Origin of the sequence: Candidatus Phytoplasma citri, assembly GCF_002009625.1 — a bacterium.
Lineage (GTDB): Bacteria > Bacillota_I > Bacilli_A > Acholeplasmatales > Acholeplasmataceae > Phytoplasma > Phytoplasma citri.
On the sequence record NZ_MWKN01000040.1, the window covers coordinates 1 to 17,895 of the forward strand.

13 protein-coding genes are annotated in these 17,895 nt (G+C 22.0%); 1 reads left to right on the forward strand and 12 read right to left on the reverse strand.

Annotated features, from left to right (window positions below):
• Nucleotides 1–617: 617 nt before the first annotated feature.
• From B2G44_RS01245 to nrdE, 12 genes are all read right to left on the reverse strand, one after another.
• Nucleotides 618–1,784 carry a hypothetical protein gene (locus tag B2G44_RS01245; RefSeq protein ID WP_078123042.1) on the reverse strand — a complete coding sequence of 389 codons (1,167 nt, stop codon included), beginning with the start codon at nucleotides 1,782–1,784 and terminating at the stop codon, nucleotides 618–620.
• A 261-nt stretch (nucleotides 1,785–2,045) separates the two neighbouring features.
• The gene (locus B2G44_RS01250; RefSeq protein ID WP_078123043.1) at nucleotides 2,046–3,407 is read right to left on the reverse strand and encodes a hypothetical protein; all 1,362 of its coding nucleotides are present in this window, start codon (nucleotides 3,405–3,407) and stop codon (nucleotides 2,046–2,048) included.
• 624 nt (nucleotides 3,408–4,031) lie between these two features.
• Entirely contained in the window at nucleotides 4,032–4,649 is a 618-nt protein-coding gene (gene rsmG, locus B2G44_RS01255) for a 16S rRNA (guanine(527)-N(7))-methyltransferase RsmG (protein ID WP_078123044.1), read from the reverse strand.
• On the reverse strand, nucleotides 4,642–6,498 hold the full coding sequence (gene mnmG / locus B2G44_RS01260) for a tRNA uridine-5-carboxymethylaminomethyl(34) synthesis enzyme MnmG (protein ID WP_078123045.1): 1,857 nt from the start codon (nucleotides 6,496–6,498) through the stop codon (nucleotides 4,642–4,644). The genes rsmG and mnmG overlap by 8 nt, the downstream gene beginning before the upstream one ends.
• 71 nt (nucleotides 6,499–6,569) lie before the next feature.
• Nucleotides 6,570–7,214 (reverse strand): hypothetical protein, encoded by a 645-nt coding sequence (locus tag B2G44_RS01265; protein ID WP_078123046.1) that lies wholly within the window; start codon nucleotides 7,212–7,214, stop codon nucleotides 6,570–6,572.
• A 230-nt stretch (nucleotides 7,215–7,444) separates the two neighbouring features.
• Nucleotides 7,445–7,888 (reverse strand): nucleoside deaminase, encoded by a 444-nt coding sequence (locus B2G44_RS01270; protein WP_420887400.1) that lies wholly within the window; start codon nucleotides 7,886–7,888, stop codon nucleotides 7,445–7,447.
• Between the two features lie 65 nt (nucleotides 7,889–7,953).
• Nucleotides 7,954–8,538, reverse strand: a complete 585-nt coding sequence (locus B2G44_RS01275; RefSeq protein WP_078123053.1) for a thymidine kinase — start codon at nucleotides 8,536–8,538, stop codon at nucleotides 7,954–7,956.
• 42 nt (nucleotides 8,539–8,580) lie between these two features.
• Nucleotides 8,581–8,814 (reverse strand): 50S ribosomal protein L31, encoded by a 234-nt coding sequence (gene rpmE / locus B2G44_RS01280; protein WP_078123048.1) that lies wholly within the window; start codon nucleotides 8,812–8,814, stop codon nucleotides 8,581–8,583.
• A gap of 166 nt (nucleotides 8,815–8,980) precedes the next feature.
• A complete protein-coding gene (gene glyA / locus B2G44_RS01285) occupies nucleotides 8,981–10,228 on the reverse strand; it encodes a serine hydroxymethyltransferase (RefSeq protein ID WP_078123049.1) in 1,248 nt (415 codons plus the stop codon).
• Between the two features lie 40 nt (nucleotides 10,229–10,268).
• Nucleotides 10,269–11,408: a DNA polymerase III subunit beta gene (dnaN, locus tag B2G44_RS01290; protein ID WP_078123050.1), complete on the reverse strand. Its 1,140-nt coding sequence runs from the start codon at nucleotides 11,406–11,408 to the stop codon at nucleotides 10,269–10,271.
• Nucleotides 11,409–11,419: 11 nt separating this feature from the next.
• Nucleotides 11,420–12,943 carry a chromosomal replication initiator protein DnaA gene (gene dnaA, locus B2G44_RS01295; protein WP_180372467.1) on the reverse strand — a complete coding sequence of 508 codons (1,524 nt, stop codon included), beginning with the start codon at nucleotides 12,941–12,943 and terminating at the stop codon, nucleotides 11,420–11,422.
• Nucleotides 12,944–12,989: 46 nt separating this feature from the next.
• Nucleotides 12,990–15,527 (reverse strand): class 1b ribonucleoside-diphosphate reductase subunit alpha, encoded by a 2,538-nt coding sequence (gene nrdE, locus B2G44_RS01300; protein WP_180372468.1) that lies wholly within the window; start codon nucleotides 15,525–15,527, stop codon nucleotides 12,990–12,992.
• A gap of 1,921 nt (nucleotides 15,528–17,448) precedes the next feature.
• Here nrdE and B2G44_RS02325 point away from each other — a divergent pair.
• Nucleotides 17,449–17,835 (forward strand): hypothetical protein, encoded by a 387-nt coding sequence (locus B2G44_RS02325; RefSeq protein ID WP_078123052.1) that lies wholly within the window; start codon nucleotides 17,449–17,451, stop codon nucleotides 17,833–17,835.
• Nucleotides 17,836–17,895 lie beyond the last annotated feature (60 nt).

A 17,895-nucleotide genomic window follows, 5' to 3' on the forward strand; every position in this document is an offset into this window, starting at 1 on the left:
CGAGAACTAATTTCCCCTCACGGTTGATTAGCTATTTATTCTTATCGTTCTTGTTTTCTAATATCCTGTATTTGTTGATTGGTTATCTTGCGATGACAATCTTTACAAAATACCTTGGTACGTTAGTTAAATACAACTCATCTACTCGAATGACTAAAGCAGAATCATGGGAGAGGTTATCCTGGAAAAGAATCAAAATAATGAGTAATTATCAAGGTGAAATGACTGGAATAATTATCCATTCCTTTTTTTTCAAAAAACAAACAAGATTAACTGACAGGTTGATAGCACAAAAATGTGACATTTGCCAGGTAAGAAGGTCAACCTCTGGAAATTCATCATATTGAAACGGTTAGAAATGCCAAATGGAGAAGCATTATGAATAAAAAAAACATTAGTACTTTGTAAGATTGGTCGTCGGAAGCGGATCAGCCAACAAATATATGATACCAAAAATATTAAGGTCTATATTAGCCACCCTTAGATATTATTATAATAAAAAAAAGTAAAATTTAAATAAATTTAAAAATTTTAATTTCGATTAAAATCTAAATTTATTATAAATTAATTACTTCTAATATCTAAAAATAATACAAAATATTTTTAATAAAATATTTTTAATAATAAATTTTTTTAGCGATAACATGATCTAATTCGCCATTAGCTTTATAAATATATTCTTTATTCCATACATTATTTTGTTCATCGATAAATTGTTCATCAATAAGAGCTAAATCTTCTTTATTTTGTAATTTTTGATAATGCTTGTAAGAACGATTACTTTTATCTTTTTTATCTTCACAACGTCTGTCTACAATAACTTTATTTTTATAAACTTCTGAACACCACATATGTTGATTTAAATCATATTTATTAATCTTAAATATTTCGTCATTACGATCTTGATAAACTATTTTAGTTTTTTTATTGGCTAATAAATCGGTTTCTTCTGTAATAGTTTTATCAAGAATACCACCAACAAAAAATTGCTTAACTATCTTTTTTTTATTATCTTTTGCGTTAAAATAGTGAAAAATAGATTCAATTATACCATTTTTCAAAGAATAACGAATTTTTTTTATCAAAACAGGCATCTCTGAACCATCAATGATATGATAAATTTCTGTAAAAAGACGTTTACCGGAATCATTATAAATATCTTTATTTATACGACTAACTTTTTGTAATTTATTATAAATATAATCTACAGTATACAAAATACTATTAAAATCATTATATTTAGTAACTTTACTCAAATAATCATTAGATTTATCACAACTATAATTAACATTATATATTTCTATTTGACTAATTTTTTGCAAATCATTATAGATTTCTTTAATTTTATTAATAACTTTTGATTTATCATAAATATATTTAATTGTATACAATTTAAAGCCATTTTCTTTGTTATATTTAGTAATTTGTGTTATAAAATTTTTCTCATTATATTCTTCAAACACAATAGGAAAATTATCATCTTCATTTTCGTATAATTTAATTCCTACTAATTCACCATTTTTTTTAAAAATTTTTTTTCTTATATCAGTTTCAATACTTTTAAAAAATTCTTGATCAATTGAAAAAAAATTTTTCTCAGGAATCAACATTTTTGAATCATCACTATATTTGTTAAAAATATTATTTTTAGAAGAAAATATAACTTCTTTAGAATTCGTTTGTGTTTGATAATTAGAAAAAACTGCCAAAAACATTCCACTTATCAAAAATAAATTAATAATACATACAATCAATTTATAATTAAAAATTTTTTCAATATTCATAAAATATTTTATAACTTCCTTAATTAATGAATTCATTATAAAAAGAAAAAAGAAATTAATCGAGATAAACTTTTGAAAAATTTCATCTCGATTAATTTTACCAAATAAACAATAATAAATTTTTATAATAATCAAAAAAATATTAAAATCAAATTAAATAAAAGTAAATCATTATTATATAAATCGGATATTTATTACTATAAAAACTTTCAACTTTTTAAAAAATCTTTAATTTATTGAAGAAAATCTGAAATGCGAAAATCAAAACAAAACGTCTAATTGTTCCCAAGTAAATCCAAATTCAAAAAATTGCGCAACACTAATAATATCATAACGTATAGAATCTTTTAAAAATTTTTTAATATTATCATCTGATAAATAAGCTTGAATAATTCTACTTCTTTGTTGTTGAGTCAAAAAATGATCAGGTTCTTTTATAAAAAATTTAAATACATCATGATAATTTAAATTTTTTGAATCTATAAAATCAACTGGTTTGCCTTTCAAAACATTTTTAATATATTTATAAAAAGCTTTATTTTCGAATTCAAAACAAAAAGCTAATTGTTCCCAAGTAAATCCAAATTTAAGTAATTTTGAAAAACGTTTAGAATCTTCTTTAACATAAAATTTTAAAGTTGTTCGAACATCTAAATCATCTAAATAAGATTTAATAATTAAATTTCTTTGTTCTGGAGTGAAAAATTTATTAGGTTCTTCATCAAAAAATATAAATAAATCATGAGCATATACTTTTTCTAATAATTGTTTCCATACAATCTTTTTACCTTTTAAAACTTCTCCAATATATTGAGGAAAATCTGAATTGATAAAATCAAAATAAAAAGATAATTGTTCCCAAGTAAATCCAAATTTAAATAATTCTTGGAAATTAATGTAATTTTGAAGAATATATTCTTTTAATAATCTTCGAATATTATAATCATCTAAATAAGATTTAATAATTAAATTTCTTTGTTCTTGAGTGAAAAATTTATTAGGTTCTTCTTTGAAAAAAGAAAATAAATCTTCAGGATGTAAATTTTGAATAGTTCCCCAATCAATTACTTCAAAATTTAAAACTTTTTGAATCAATTCAAAAAAATTCGGATTATAAAAATGTCTTTGACCAAAAGAAACAATATTAGTTCTTGGTTGAGTATTTTCTGATGAAACTGAAGAAACTGAATTTATTGTATGACTAGTGGTTTGAAAACTTTGTGTAGTTGATTCAGAATCTTCTTGTTGAGTATTTTCATTATTAATTTTTGGTTGAGTATTTTCTGATGAAACTGAATTTATTGTATGACTAGTGGTTTGAAAACTTTGTGTAGTTGATTCAGAATCTTCTTGTTTATTGTGTTTACTTTCTAACGCCGAAGGGTCGTCTTGTGGAAAATCATAATAAGATTTAGGCGTGAAACGTGTTATTGATCCATCTTTTATAAATTTCGTATTTTCTTGATTATTCGGACTTTTTTCAAAAATTTTAGAATTATTGAGAAGGCTATTGTAAGCTTTATTTTCGTCATAATTAACAATAATAAAACCTATCAAAAAAACACTGATAATAATAAAAGAAGAAATTAAAATATAAGAAATATTTTCCCATAACTTATTCATGAAATTCTACATTAATTCCTTTTTCTGTTTTCGAATCAAAAATAATAAATAATTTAATTCAATAACTTAATAAATATCTATATCATCTTTAATTAGGTCTTTTTTGAAATAAATTAATATTACTTAAATTATTTTTAAACGAATATATACATAAAATAATTAATAATAATCACTAAATTTCACAAATATTAAATTACTGTAAAAATAAATCTTAAAGAACACAAATACAAATAAATTTTCATTTTAATTAAAATTTATTCAATAATAAACATTAACTAGATATAACCAGAACGAACTACCAAAATTATTCCAAAATCCCATTTAAAAATATTTAAATTAATTCGATTGATAATTAATTGATTAAAAATACTATCAATATAAAAATTAAAAAGAATATTAAAATTTTGTCGATAGAATTTTATCATTATTATTTTCTCTAATAGCGCTTTCTGTATCTATTTAATCTATTTGAATTAAAATTATTATCAAATAACGCCATTTTATATATAACTAAAAAATAACAATCGTAAAAATTAAATTTAAAATAAATAAGAAAAAAACTATTAATTAAAATCAAATCAAGATAATAAAAAATTATAAATTACCAATCGTCAGTAAATAAAATTATATCAATTTACTAAATAATAAATTTACTCTAGTACCTATTTGATTAGGTAAATCCAACATTTGTTTATCTTTTAATCGGAATTTATCAAAAATTTTATCACTTATAAACTCTCTATCATAATTAGGACCTTTCATTGCGATAAAACTACCTTGATTATTTAACAAAGGATAAACTAATTTTAAAATAATATTTAATCTTCCTAAAGCTCTAGCTATAAGATAATCATATCGAAGATGATGTTTTTCTATCTTCTGATTATAAATATAAACATTTTGTAAAGATATTTTTTTAACTAAACTTTTTAAAAAAATAGTTTTTTTATAAGAAGATTCGATTAAAATTAAATTTAAATGAGGAAATGCAATTTTTAAAGGAATTCCTGGAAAACCTGCTCCTGTACCCATATCACACAAAGAATTGATTTGATTAAAATCAACCAAAGAAGACACTAATAAAGAATCATAAAAATGTTTAATATATATTAATTCAGGTTCTAATATCGAAGTTAAATTTATTTGATTATTATAATTTGATAAACACATAGCATATGTATGAAATTTCATCATTTGGAATTGATTTAATTTGAATTTTTTTTGTAAACACGATTTATACATGAGAATTACTATACTTTTGCAAATAAATTAATAAAATATTAATATCAACAGGATTCACTCCAGAAATACGAGAAGCTTGAGCTATATTAAAAGGTTTTATTTTAGTTAATTTTTCTTTAGCTTCTTGAGATAAATTATTAATAATTTGATAATCAATATTATTGGGTATTATTTTTTCTTCCAAATAAGAATTTTTTTTAACTTCTTTTTCAGATTTTAAAATATAATCTTCATATTTAATTTGAATTCCTACTTGCTCTATAACATCAGCAGAATATTGATTTGAAAAAAAATTATATAAAATATCTTCTTGTAAATCAGATCTTTTTAATAACTGATATAAACTCATACGACGAGAACCAAAATGAATATTTAATTTGCGAAAATCCTCTATATCTAAATAAAAATTACTTAATTTTTCTTTTAAAGAATCAATTTTAACTTGTTTGCTTTTTAACCAATCAAAAGTTTTATGATCGACTAAACCAAATTTAAAACCATAAGGCATTAATCTTAAATCTGCATTATCATGCCTCAATAATAAACGAAATTCAGCTCTAGAAGTTAATAAACGATATGGCTCATAAGTCCCTTTATTAATTAAATCATCAATTAAAACACCAATATAAGCTTCATTACGTTTTAAGATAAAAGGAGGTTTATTTTGCAGTTTTAAAGCTGCATTGATTCCCGCAATTAGTCCTTGACAGGCAGCTTCTTCATAACCACTAGTACCATTAATTTGACCAGCTAAAAATAAATTTTTAATTTTTTTACTTTCTAAAGTATGAAACAGTTGATTCGGATTAAAAGCATCATATTCGATGGCATAAGCGTATTTAACAATTTTAGCTTTTGAAAAAGCTGGAATAGTTTTTAAAATTTCTTCTTGTACTTCGCAAGGCATACTCATAGATAGTCCTTGCAAATACATCTCGTCAGAAAACAAACTTTCAGGTTCAATAAACAATTGATGTCTATTTTTATCACAAAATCTTACTATTTTATCTTCTATAGAAGGACAATAACGCGGACCAGAACTATAAATATAACCGCTATACATTGCTGATTTATGTAAATGTTTACGAATTATTTGATGAGTATCATTATTAGTATGAGTCAAAAAACATAATTTCTGCACACCTAAATCATTAATAACCGAAGGAGAACTAAAGGTTTGAAAAATGTTATCACCTGCTTGTTCAACAGTTTTACTATAATCAATAGTATCTTTATGAACTCTAGGCGGAGTTCCTGTTTTTAAACGAATAACTTCCATTCCAAATTTTTTTAATTGTTCACTGATACCATAAGTGGTAGGAGCTTTATTAGGACCTGAATTTATAATTTTAGAACCTATTAAAACTTTACTTGTTAAATAAGTTCCTGTGGTTAATATAATGATATCACTATAAATAATCTTGCCACTAATTAATTTAACTCCTTTAACACATAAATCGTTTTCTTGAATAATTAAATTTTCGACCAAATCTTCTATTAAAGTTAAATTAGAAGTGTTTTTAAGTGTTTTTAAAATAAACTGGGGGTATTTAATTTTATCTATTTGAGCTCTTAAACTTCTGACAGCTGGTCCTTTAGAAGTATTTAACATTTTCATTTGAATTTGACAAATATCAGCAGCTTTTCCCATAATACCACCTAAAGCATCAATTTCTCTCACAACTACACCTTTAGCTGGACCACCTATAGAAGGATTACAAGGAAGAGAAGCTATTTGTTGTAAATTACCAGTAATTAACAAAGTTTTATGAGATTGTTTTGCTAAAGCTAAAGCAGCTTCTACACCGGCATGACCACCGCCTACTACAATAGTTTGGTAATATTTCATTTTAAGCATGCCTTTCTGAAAAAAATTGTCATCTTTTAAATTAAATTTCTGATAAAAATAAGTAAATAAATTTATTCATTTTCATTTTTTATTTTATCAGATATAAAATTTAAATATTCTTTATGTTCTAATAAAATTTTTTCCGTAACTTCTTTTCCCAAAAAACTTTCCATATTATTTTTAAATTCTTGAAATAATTTCTTTTTCTTATCTACAAAAAAACTATTTTGATTTTTAATTAAATAAAACGAGAAAATCAAAAATAACAGAAAAAATAAGAATATTAAGAGTAATTTGAAATTACCTAAAAAATAATTTAATTTAAAAAAGACAATAACATTTAATACATAAAATAAAAACCCGCAAAACATATAAAAATATCTCTTCAATAACATAGAATTATAAGTTTTTAAAGAATTCAAAATATACTTAATAAAAAAAATATTAATTTCAGGTTGATATAAAATACTAAATTTTTCATAATAAAATTTATCTATAAAAACTCGATAAATATTATCTTTTAAAGTCCAAACAATATACTGATTTAATTTAGCAAAATTATCTTGATATTCATTTTGTTTCAAATAATAAAATTGAATTTTAACCTGTTGTTGATCTAATTTATATTCATCCTCATGAAAAGGTTCGCCTTTGACAGAATCAAAAACTAAAGGTAAAAGCTGAAATTTACTTTCATTCCAAAAATTAAAACCCAAATTGTTAAACCTATCCTATTTATTTTTATTAAAAATTAAATTATCTTTATATATATAAATTATATAACAAATTTTCTTAAAAATCATCACTCACATGCAATAAAATTTATGGCTGCTTCAATTAAGATCTGACCAAATTCATTTTAATTAACATTGAATGATGATTTTTAAAAAAAATTATTAAATAAATAATTTTAACATCATCACCTAACTTATTATACATTAAAAAATCAATTATAAGAATGTTTATGTCTTAAATTAGAAAAAAATTTTCTTAAAATATTCCGGCTCTCTGATTCAAAAATAAATAATTTAACAAATTTTTCATGATATTTTAAATTATTATAGATATATAAAAAATTATGATAAAAATTAAAATTAACATTAGAAGCACTATAATAAATTTTATTAACTCGAGATTGAATTAAAGCTCCAAAACACATCATACAAGGTTCTAAAGTAACATAAATATCAACCATATTCATTCTATAATTTTTCAATTGAAGATTAACTTCTATAAGAACTAAAAATTCTGCATGACTAAAGAATAATTGACTATTTTCTGTATTATTATGGGCTCTAGCTACAATTTTATCATCTATTACCGCAACAGCCCCTACAGGAACTTCTCCTTTTTCGAAAGCTTTTTGCGCTTCCTGAAAAGCTTCTTTCATAAAGCAAAAATGTTTTTTTTTCATAACCAAATACAAACCTAAAACAACATTAATATAAAAATAATTTAAAATTTAAATTTATGACATTTTCGACAACAAGGTTCATGATAATCTTTTCCACCTATTAAAATTATTGGTTCTTTCTCAATTGAAAATTTATTTTTCAAATTAGAATAAATTCTTTGAGTTCTAGATGCTTCTTTTCCGCAAATAAAACAATAAGATCTATACTTAGTGACTCTATCAGCAATAGATAATAAATATGGCATAGAACCAAAAGGTCTACCACGAAAATCTAATTCCAAACCTGCTATAATAATACGTATACCTTGATAAGATAAATCATTAACAATTTTTTCAATATCAGAATCTAAAAATTGGGCTTCGTCAATAATTATAAAATCAATACCCGGTTTCATAAAATTAAAAATTTCTTGACTTTGACCAATCAAAATAGCAGGAGCTCTTTCTAAATTATGGTTAATTAATTCACTTTTGAACGAATAACGATTATCAATAAATGGTTTAAAAACTAAAAATTGTAATTGCAAAGATTTTAATAAATTAATGCGTTTAATCAATTCAGTTGTTTTTCCAGAAAACATAGGACCGCAAATAACTTCAATAAAACCTTCTTCATCTACCACCATCATTATAAAGATAACCTCTCTCTTCGTTGATAAATAATTAATTCAATTTGACTTTTCGTCTTTGGAACCTGATAATTTACCATAGCGTTTATAAAATTTATCAATCCTGCCCGCAACTGTAACAAAAGATTGAGAATTCGTATAAAAAGAATGACAATTAGAACAAGTTTCAATCTTAATTTTTTCCACAGTAGTTCCGATTTTATGTTTTTTATGACAAGTAGCACAAGCGACTTCGATTTCGTAAAAATTAGGATGTTGAATAGTCTTTTTCATAAGTTATATCCTTTTCTAAATAAAAATTAATATTTTTTTCATAACCAACACAAACGATTTTTGAATAATTAAAATTTAATAAAAAAATCTTCACTAATACATTTTAACATATTCGATAAATTTAAATTAAAATATCAATAATAAAATCAAAATTTTATATTAATTTTTAATAATATAAAGGGTATTTAGCAATTAAGGTTAAAACTTCTTTTTTTATTTGTGATAAAATAATTTCATTTTGATAATTTTTTAAAGCACGATTTATCATATAAGCTATTTGAATAAATTCTTTCTCCTTAAAGCCTCTTGTAGTCATAGCAGCAGTTCCTAGTCGAATTCCTGAAGGATAAAAACCTTTATTTTTATCGAAAGGAATAAAATTTTTATTAACTATAATATTAATTTTTTGCAAAATATCTGCCGCAATTTTACCATTTAATTGCGGATTATTATAAGTCACATCAACCGTTAATAAATGATTTTCTGTAGTACCACTAATGACACGATAACCTAAACTTATTAAACAATTAGTTAAACACAAAGAATTTTTGACCACTTGTTTTTGATATAATAAAAAATCATTTGTTAAAGCTTCTTTAAAAGCAACTGCTTTAGCAGCAATAGTATGCATAAAAGGTCCCCCTTGTGTTCCAGGAAAAATCCCTTTATTAATTTTATTATTTATCTCTAAACTATTAGTTAAAATAATTCCGCCTCTAGGACCTCTAAGAGTTTTATGAGTGGTAGAAGTAACTACATCAGCTTTAGCAAGCAAAGGACAAGGGTGTAAACGGCTTACTATTAATCCTGCTATGTGAGCAATATCCGCCATTAAATAAGCATTAACTTTATCAGCAATTTGACGAAATTTTACAAAATCAATTTTTCTAGAATAAGCAGAAGCGCCTGCTATAATTAATTTTGGCTTTACTTGATAAGCTATTTTAAGAATATTTTCATAATCAAGAATTTCTGTCTCCGGAGAAACACTATAACTAAAAGAACGAAAGAAAATACCAGAAAAACTTAAAATAGAACCATGACTCAAATGTCCTCCTGCATCCAAAGACATACCTAAAATAACATCATTAGGTTTTAATAAAGCTTGCAAAACAGCCATATTTGCTTGAGTTCCTGAATGAGGTTGAACATTAACATATTTAACATTAAATAATTGTTGAGCTCTTGAAATTGCTATTTTTTCAATTTCATCAACACAATAGCAACCATTATAATATCTTTTATCAGGATAACCTTCTGCATATTTATTAGTTAATATACTTCCTTGAGCTTCCAAAACAGCTTGAGATGTAAAATTTTCAGAAGCAATCAATGTTAAACAATCTTTTTGTCTTTTTGCTTCTTTTAAAATTAAATTATATATTGTAATATCATTTTTTTTAAGATAATCCATCTTCCCCAAAAACCACCGATATTTTAATTTTCGAATAATATTATATTTTGCCAACAACAGGAAACAACAAATATAACATACCAGCATCTTCTTCGTTGAAAATAACAAAAGATGTAGCAAAACTATCAAAAATCATTTTAAATTCTTTAACCGGAAATACCTTTAAAATATCTTCTAAATGTTGAACATTTAAAAAAGTTTCCACATTTTCATTAGCAAAAACTTCAATAGAATTTAATCGCTCTGAAGCTTGACCAATTTCATCACTACTAGCCGAAATTTCTATAATATTATCTAATCTAATATATAATCTAATAATATTAGAAAAAATATTTTCTTCTTTAGTTAAAACTAAAGAAACTCTTTCTAAAGTTTTTAAAAAATCTAATCTATTAATTTTTACAAAAAAAGGAAAAGAACCAACCTTAATAATAGGCCATGCAGGATATTTTCCTTCTAAAAGAGTAGTTTGAAATAATAAACTATCACATTTTAAAATCATTTTTTGTTTATTAATAGATATATTAACGAATTCGTCTTTTTGATAATCTAATAATTTATATAATTCTTCTAAATTTTTATAAGAAACAGTAATATTAAAATCGCAATAATCTAAATCTAATGATATTTCTTTTTGCGCAATCCGAAAAGTATCTGTAGCCAAAACTCTTAAAATAGAATTTTCATAAATAAAATTAACTCCCATAAGAATTTTTTGTTGCTTATCACGAGAAGCGGCAACATTAACTTCTTTAATAATTTTTTTTAAAAGTTCCTTTTTAATAACTAAAAATTTATCAGATTTAAAATCAAAACTAACAGAAGGAAAAAATTGCAAATCAATAACTTTTAATTTATATTCAGAATTTTTAGAATTAATAAATAACAAATAATCTTCTACAAGAGTCATTTCTAACGAACAAAAATCAATTTTTTTAATAATATCCACTAAATGTTTACCTATAATCACTAAAGAGCCATTTTGTTTAACTGATAAATCAGTGTCTTTAATTTGTAATTGAATATTCTTATTATAATCCATCGCTTCTAAATAACAAACATTATTTAAAGCTTTAATCTTAATGTAATGAAAAATAGGAAAAAGAGTTTTAGGAGGAAGTATTTTATAAATTTGTAATAAATAATGTAATAAAACTTCCTTTGTAATTTCTAAATGCATAATTGTTTGAATTAACCCTCCAAAGCGAGATTATCATTATTTAACTTTAACATTATTTTCTGAATATTTTTTTCTAAATTTTGATCCACTTTAATTTTATTTTTGATTCTCTGATAAGATTTTGAAATAGTCGAATAATGTCTTTTATTAAATAAAAAACCTATCATTTCATTAGAAATTTTATTTCTCTTTTTAATTAAATAAATAGCTATATCTCGAGGTAAAGAATATTGAGGATCTCTAGATTGACCATTTAAATCACTAACTTTAATATTAAAAAATCGACTAACAACTTTCTGAATGTTCCTAATATCAGTTTCTTCAGGAGAAATATTATTTTTATTCTTTAATAAAGATTCTAAAGCGATTAATGAATTGGTCAAATTCATTTCGAAACCATAAATTTGAGTATGATTTAATAAACGTAATAAAACTCCTTCTAATTCGCGGATATTATCCCCAAAATGAAAAGAAATAAAATTTAAAACTTCTTTATTTAATTTATTTCTTAAATTACTTGGCATTAATAATAACTTTTTTTCAATAATCTTTAAGCAATGTTGTTGATCAGGTTTCTTAATATCACTTACTAAACCTGATTGAAAACGGTTTGTTAATCTACCCATAATTTTTTTTAATTGAGTTACAGGTTTATCGCTGGTAATAACTATTTGTTTACGTTGAGAATTCAAATGATCAAAAAGTTTAAAAAACTCTATTTGCGTATATTTCGCATTTTCCATCATTTGAATATCATCTATTAATAAAACATCTAAATTTCTATATTTCGCATGAAATTCATCCATTTGATCTTGTTTCAATTTAGAAGTAAATTCTTCCATAAATCCTTCGGCTTTCACATACAAAATTTTTTTATAGGGATTTTTTTGCATTATAAAATTACCTATAGCATGCATTAAATGAGTTTTACCTAAACCAACATCTCCAAAAATATATAAAGGATTAGCTCTCAATAAGGTTTCTTCGTTAGCAGTTTTTTTAGCAATTCGAAAAGTAAAATCATTACTCGCTCCTGTAACAAAATTATCAAAATTATATCTAGATTCCAAACCAGAATAAAAATTATCATTATAATTCAAATTAAATTCTTTTAAATCCCAAGAATAATCCATTTTTAAAGATTTATTTTTATCAAAATTATCTAAATTATTCTTGTTTATAACCATATTTTTATCAGAATTAGTTAATAAATCATCATTATCAAAATTATCTGAATTATTCGTATCTATAACCATATTTTTATCAGAATTAGTTAATAAATCCTCGTCAGACAAAAATTTAAAAAAAATGTCTTTATCAGAATATTTTTTAGAAATTTCCTGAATTAAATCTAAATAATTCAGTAAAATAATTTTAGTTTTAATAAAATCACTAACTAAAATAAAAATAGTATTTTCTTCTATTTTATAAGGATTTTTCATATTAATAAAATTAGCTCTAAAAACCTCTGGACTACACCTTATAGACAATTCTTCTACCACTTTATCTAAAACTTGTCTTACCGACAATGACATAATCATTTATCTCCTTAAGAAATATTTTTTTTATCCAAAAAAATAATTAAATAGAACATGCTTCACATTCGGATAATTTTAATTTTCTAGTTCTAGTATAATAAAGAGTTTTTATTCCTTTATAATGAGCATATAAATAAATTTTTTGCAATTCTCTAGTATTCATATCAGAATTAATACATAATTCCAGCGAAATACCTTGATCTATATGTTTTTGCGCAACCGATATAACATTTATTAGTTTAAATTTATCAATTTGATAAGCAGTTTGATACATAAAAGAAAAATCAGACAAATAAGGTGCCGGAAAATAAGTTTTAGAATTTCCATAAGTTCTTTCTTCAACTAATTGTTTAATAGGCGTTAGAGAAGAAGTAGTAGACATAACATATCCAATAGAACCATTAGGGGCTATAGCTAATCTATGTGAATTCCATAAACCATACTTTATAATGTTTTTACGTAATTCATCCCAATCTTCGTTATTAGGTAATTCAATATCTTCAAAAATCTTTTTAATTTTTGGAAGTTTAGGCATGATAGCTTGTCTATTTTCGAAATATTCACCGCTAGCATAAGTTGACTGTTCAAAGTTAAAAAATTTTTGACCTGTTTTTTTAGCTTTCAAATTAGAATGTAACAAAGAATAATAATTAACAGCATTAAAAAAAACATCAATTAATTCTAAATTTTCTTCGCTACCGAATTCTATCATATTTTCTACTAAAAAACTATGATGACCCATCATGCCGAAACCAACACTCCTATTCAATCGATTAGCTTTACATACTCCCGGAACATAATGAATATTACTCTTTATAGAAACCGAATTCATCAATTCCATAGCTAAAAAAACAGTCTCTTTAATATTTTTATTTTTAATCATATTACCCATATGACCAGAAGATAAATTACATGAAATATCCATACCAATTATATCTTTATCTCTTTGATCATAAGGGGCATAATGAGAAGTTACTGAAGGCTGTAAAATTTCTGTGCATAAATTCGAAAATTTAATTTTTCCGCTCGAAGTATTTTGTTTATTGGCATTATCGCAAAACATAATATATGGATAACCTGATTCACCTTGTAATTGAGCAATTGTTTCTAATAGATGTCTAGGATTTATAAATTTTTTATCAATGTCAGGATCATTAACCAAAATTTCATACCATTTATTCATTTCAACACTAACATCTGCAAAATTTATTTTATATTTTTTATAAATACTATGAGGATAAAACAAAGCCATCATTTTATTTTCTTTAGCTAAAGAAATCATTTTATCAGATACTACCACACCTAAAGATAACGTTTTTAATCTAATATCATCATCTGCATTTAATTTTTTAGAGTTTAAAAAATCTAAAATATCAGCATGATGAGCACTTAAATAAATAGCAACAGCTCCTAATCTATGTCCCATTTGATCAGCATAACGAGAAACATAATCTAAAATTTTGGCTACACCAATAACACCTTTGCATGCATTAGCAATTCCTTTAATAGATTCACCTTTAGCTCTTAAATTAGATAAATTAATAGAAACTCCTCCACCTATTTTAGATAATTGCATAGTAAATTCTATAATGCGAGATATATCATTCAAAGAATCTCCGGCTTCTAAAAGAAAACAGGAAACAAATTCTCCTCTTTTTTTAAGCCCGCTGTTTAATAATGTAGGAGTGGCTGGAGTAAAATTTTGTCTAATTAAACTATTAATTAATTGCTTAGCTAATTCGAAATTTCCAGAACTATGATATAAAGCATTAATAACTAAACGATCTTCATAAGTTTCTAAATAATTTTTTTTATCTCTAGTTTTTAAAGAATAATCTTTATAAAATTTATAAGCACTCATAAAAGAATTAAAACGAAAATTATAATCATATGCTATTTTATAAATTTCTTGAATTTGATCAAAAGAATAAAGTTTTAAAAAATCTTCCTCATAATAATCATTATCAATTAAAAATTTTAATTTATCAGATAAACTATCAAATTTTTTTAATTTAGGCTTAATTTCTTCAGATAAATAACTATCCAAAGCTTCTAAATCTTTATTAAGATCCTTAATATTACCATTTTCATCTATAATTTGATTATTTAAAACGATCCAACGAGAAATTGAATTATTATCACAAAATTTATTTTGATTATTAAAAGAATTTTTACATTTATAATCCAAACTACGACTCACTCCTATACTAATTTCAAATTTATTATAATTTTGAATCCATTCATTTAATTTTTGAACATCTTCTGTAAAACCTTTGCCTTCAAATTTCATAATTAAAGGAATACCAAATTCTTTAGAAGCAACATCCCCAGATCTGGCATAATTAAAACCAAAATTTTTATTACCGGAAGAAGCTAAACCTATAACTAAATGAGAATATTTTTTCAAAAAATTTCTAGCTTCTTGGGATAATTCCCCAAAACCGACTGTTTTAATTACTAAAATAATTTTATCATTATTATCAACAAATTCTGATATATGTTGATTAGGATAATTTAATTTTTTTACAAAATCATAAACATTACCTTGCTTTAATCCATCATAAACAATTTTCAAAACCATCACCTATTTAATTTTATTTAAAATTCAATTATAATTATATTTTTTTTAATGATCTTATTATATAACATAAATAAAATAAATAAATTTTCAAACTAAAACAAAAAATAAAACTTAAGTATAAAACTTAAGTAATAAAAAATAAAAAATTTAGAATTAAAAAATTTAGAATTATATTTATTTAAATTAAATATAAAAATTAAATTTAAAGAAAAAAGAATTAGAAAATTAATTATTTTTTTTAAAAAATTTTTTAGATAAAAAATAATTTTAAAAAAACTAATTAACCAAATTAATAACTAATTATTATTATATAAAAATTTTTAAATTTATGTTTAAAAATAAATATTAATAATAAATATTAATTTTAAAATATATTTTAAAACAATGAAAATAAAAATTATATTTATTTATTTATATATTTAATAATTTATATATATTTATATTCTTTTTTATGTTTTTATATTTTATGTATTCTATATATTTAATAATATTATATTTATGTATTTATATATTTAATGTATTCATGTATTTATATATTTAATAATTTATATATATTTATATCCTATATCTTTATTATTATATAATGCATTTGAAGTATTAAAAAGAATTAAATTAAAAAAAAATATAGAAATAATCATATATTTTATTATCTAAAATATCATACTTATTCAAGTTTTTTTAATACTTATTCAAGTTTTAAAGATACTTATTCAAGTTTTAAAGATACTTATTCAAGTTTTACTAGCCAAATATACCTACTTATTCACAACTTATTCACATTTTGAATTTAAATTTTAACTATTTTTGATAAAAAATCATAAATTTTTTAAAAAATAAATTAAATTAAAATTAAAAATTAATAAAAAAAATTTAAATTTCGTAAAAATTAACACTTATTCACATTACTTATTCACAAAAAATTTTTTTTTTATTATGTCAAAAACAATGTAAGATAGAGTTTTTTTAAATTTTAACGTCAAACTTATTCACATTTTTTTTATAATTTTTTTTAAAATTCCAGAAAAAATTTTTTTATTAATTTTTGTAAAATTAAAAATTTTTAAAATTTCCTAAAAAATTAACACTTATTAACAAAATCTTTTGTCAAAAACAATGTAAGATAGAGTTTTTTTAAATTTTAACGTCAAACTTATTCACATTTTTTTTATCATTTTTTTAAAATTCCGGAAAAATTTTTAATAAAAAATAGATTTTTTTATTGGAATTACTTATAAACAAATAATATTCAATATTTTTTTATGAAATCAAATTAGAATCAAAAAGGTAGTTCCTTTATTAAAAAAATAAAAAAATTAGTAAAAAAAATGACTTCAAATAAAAATCCAAATTAATAAATGATTTTTTAATGTTTTTATGTTAAAAGTTAAAAAAATTTTTTAATTCGAGAGAGAGAGTTTTTAGATAAAATAAAATGAATTTAAATTTTTTAAAAAATATACATGTTTATAATATTTTTTATGTAATCAGAATTTAAATTTCAAATTCAAAAAAATAATTTAAATTGAATATGTAAAATTTTTTATTAATTTTTTATTAAAAATAAATTAAATTAAAAATTTCAATAAAACAGTAATTTATAAATATATATGCGTAAATTTACATATATATTTAAAAATAAAAATAAAATATCTAAAAATAATTTAAAATTTTATTATTTAAAAATATTTTTTTAATTATATAATTTAAAAAAAGCAATATTTAAAATGATTAATGGATAATATTGATTAATTAAAATTTATTTTTTAAAATTTATTTTTTTAAAAAATAAAATAAATAAAATATGAAATTTTATTCATTTTTTTATAAATGATTTTTTATTTTTGTTTGAAATTTTTTATTTTTTAAAAAAAATTAGAAAGGTTTTTTAATTAAATTAAAAACATATTTTAATTTAATAATTATGGTTAAAAAATTAACATTAGTAAATACAAAATACCAAAAAAATCATTTTAATTTAAATTTATGCAATAATATTAAAAATAAATTTATTTTTAAATTACTTTTATTTTTAGTAATTTTTACTATTTTTTCTGATATATATGTAATCATTTATTACAAAGTTAATGTTTTTGATATAAAAAAGATTTTTAAACAAATATTTTTTCATTATAGATTTTTTACTAATCAAATGATTTTATCTATTTTGTATATTTTATGCACTTTTTTAGTAGGAATGAAAAATAAAGAAAGACAAAAAAAAATTATTTTAATAGCATTAGTTAATTCTTTATTGACTTTTTTTGTTTATAATAGGGCGCCAAAGAGGCCTAAATTTCGTGCTATCTAACCAATAGCCAGAGCTGATAAACTCTGAAAGGAGATGGTCGGTTTGACAAACGAAAGAATG

What these genes read in the sequence shown, in the direction of transcription:
- B2G44_RS01245 (WP_078123042.1), bottom strand. Translation starts at nt 1,784, where the DNA reads ATGAATATTGAAAAAATTTTTAATTATAAATTGATTGTATGTATTATT.
- B2G44_RS01250 (WP_078123043.1), bottom strand. Translation starts at nt 3,407, where the DNA reads ATGAATAAGTTATGGGAAAATATTTCTTATATTTTAATTTCTTCTTTT.
- rsmG (WP_078123044.1), bottom strand. Translation starts at nt 4,649, where the DNA reads ATGTATAAATCGTGTTTACAAAAAAAATTCAAATTAAATCAATTCCAA.
- mnmG (WP_078123045.1), bottom strand. Translation starts at nt 6,498, where the DNA reads ATGAAATATTACCAAACTATTGTAGTAGGCGGTGGTCATGCCGGTGTA.
- B2G44_RS01270 (WP_420887400.1), bottom strand. Translation starts at nt 7,888, where the DNA reads ATGAAAGAAGCTTTTCAGGAAGCGCAAAAAGCTTTCGAAAAAGGAGAA.
- B2G44_RS01275 (WP_078123053.1), bottom strand. Translation starts at nt 8,538, where the DNA reads ATGGTGGTAGATGAAGAAGGTTTTATTGAAGTTATTTGCGGTCCTATG.
- rpmE (WP_078123048.1), bottom strand. Translation starts at nt 8,814, where the DNA reads ATGAAAAAGACTATTCAACATCCTAATTTTTACGAAATCGAAGTCGCT.
- glyA (WP_078123049.1), bottom strand. Translation starts at nt 10,228, where the DNA reads ATGGATTATCTTAAAAAAAATGATATTACAATATATAATTTAATTTTA.
- dnaN (WP_078123050.1), bottom strand. Translation starts at nt 11,408, where the DNA reads ATGCATTTAGAAATTACAAAGGAAGTTTTATTACATTATTTATTACAA.
- dnaA (WP_180372467.1), bottom strand. Translation starts at nt 12,943, where the DNA reads ATGTCATTGTCGGTAAGACAAGTTTTAGATAAAGTGGTAGAAGAATTG.
- nrdE (WP_180372468.1), bottom strand. Translation starts at nt 15,527, where the DNA reads ATGGTTTTGAAAATTGTTTATGATGGATTAAAGCAAGGTAATGTTTAT.
- B2G44_RS02325 (WP_078123052.1), top strand. Translation starts at nt 17,449, where the DNA reads ATGGTTAAAAAATTAACATTAGTAAATACAAAATACCAAAAAAATCAT.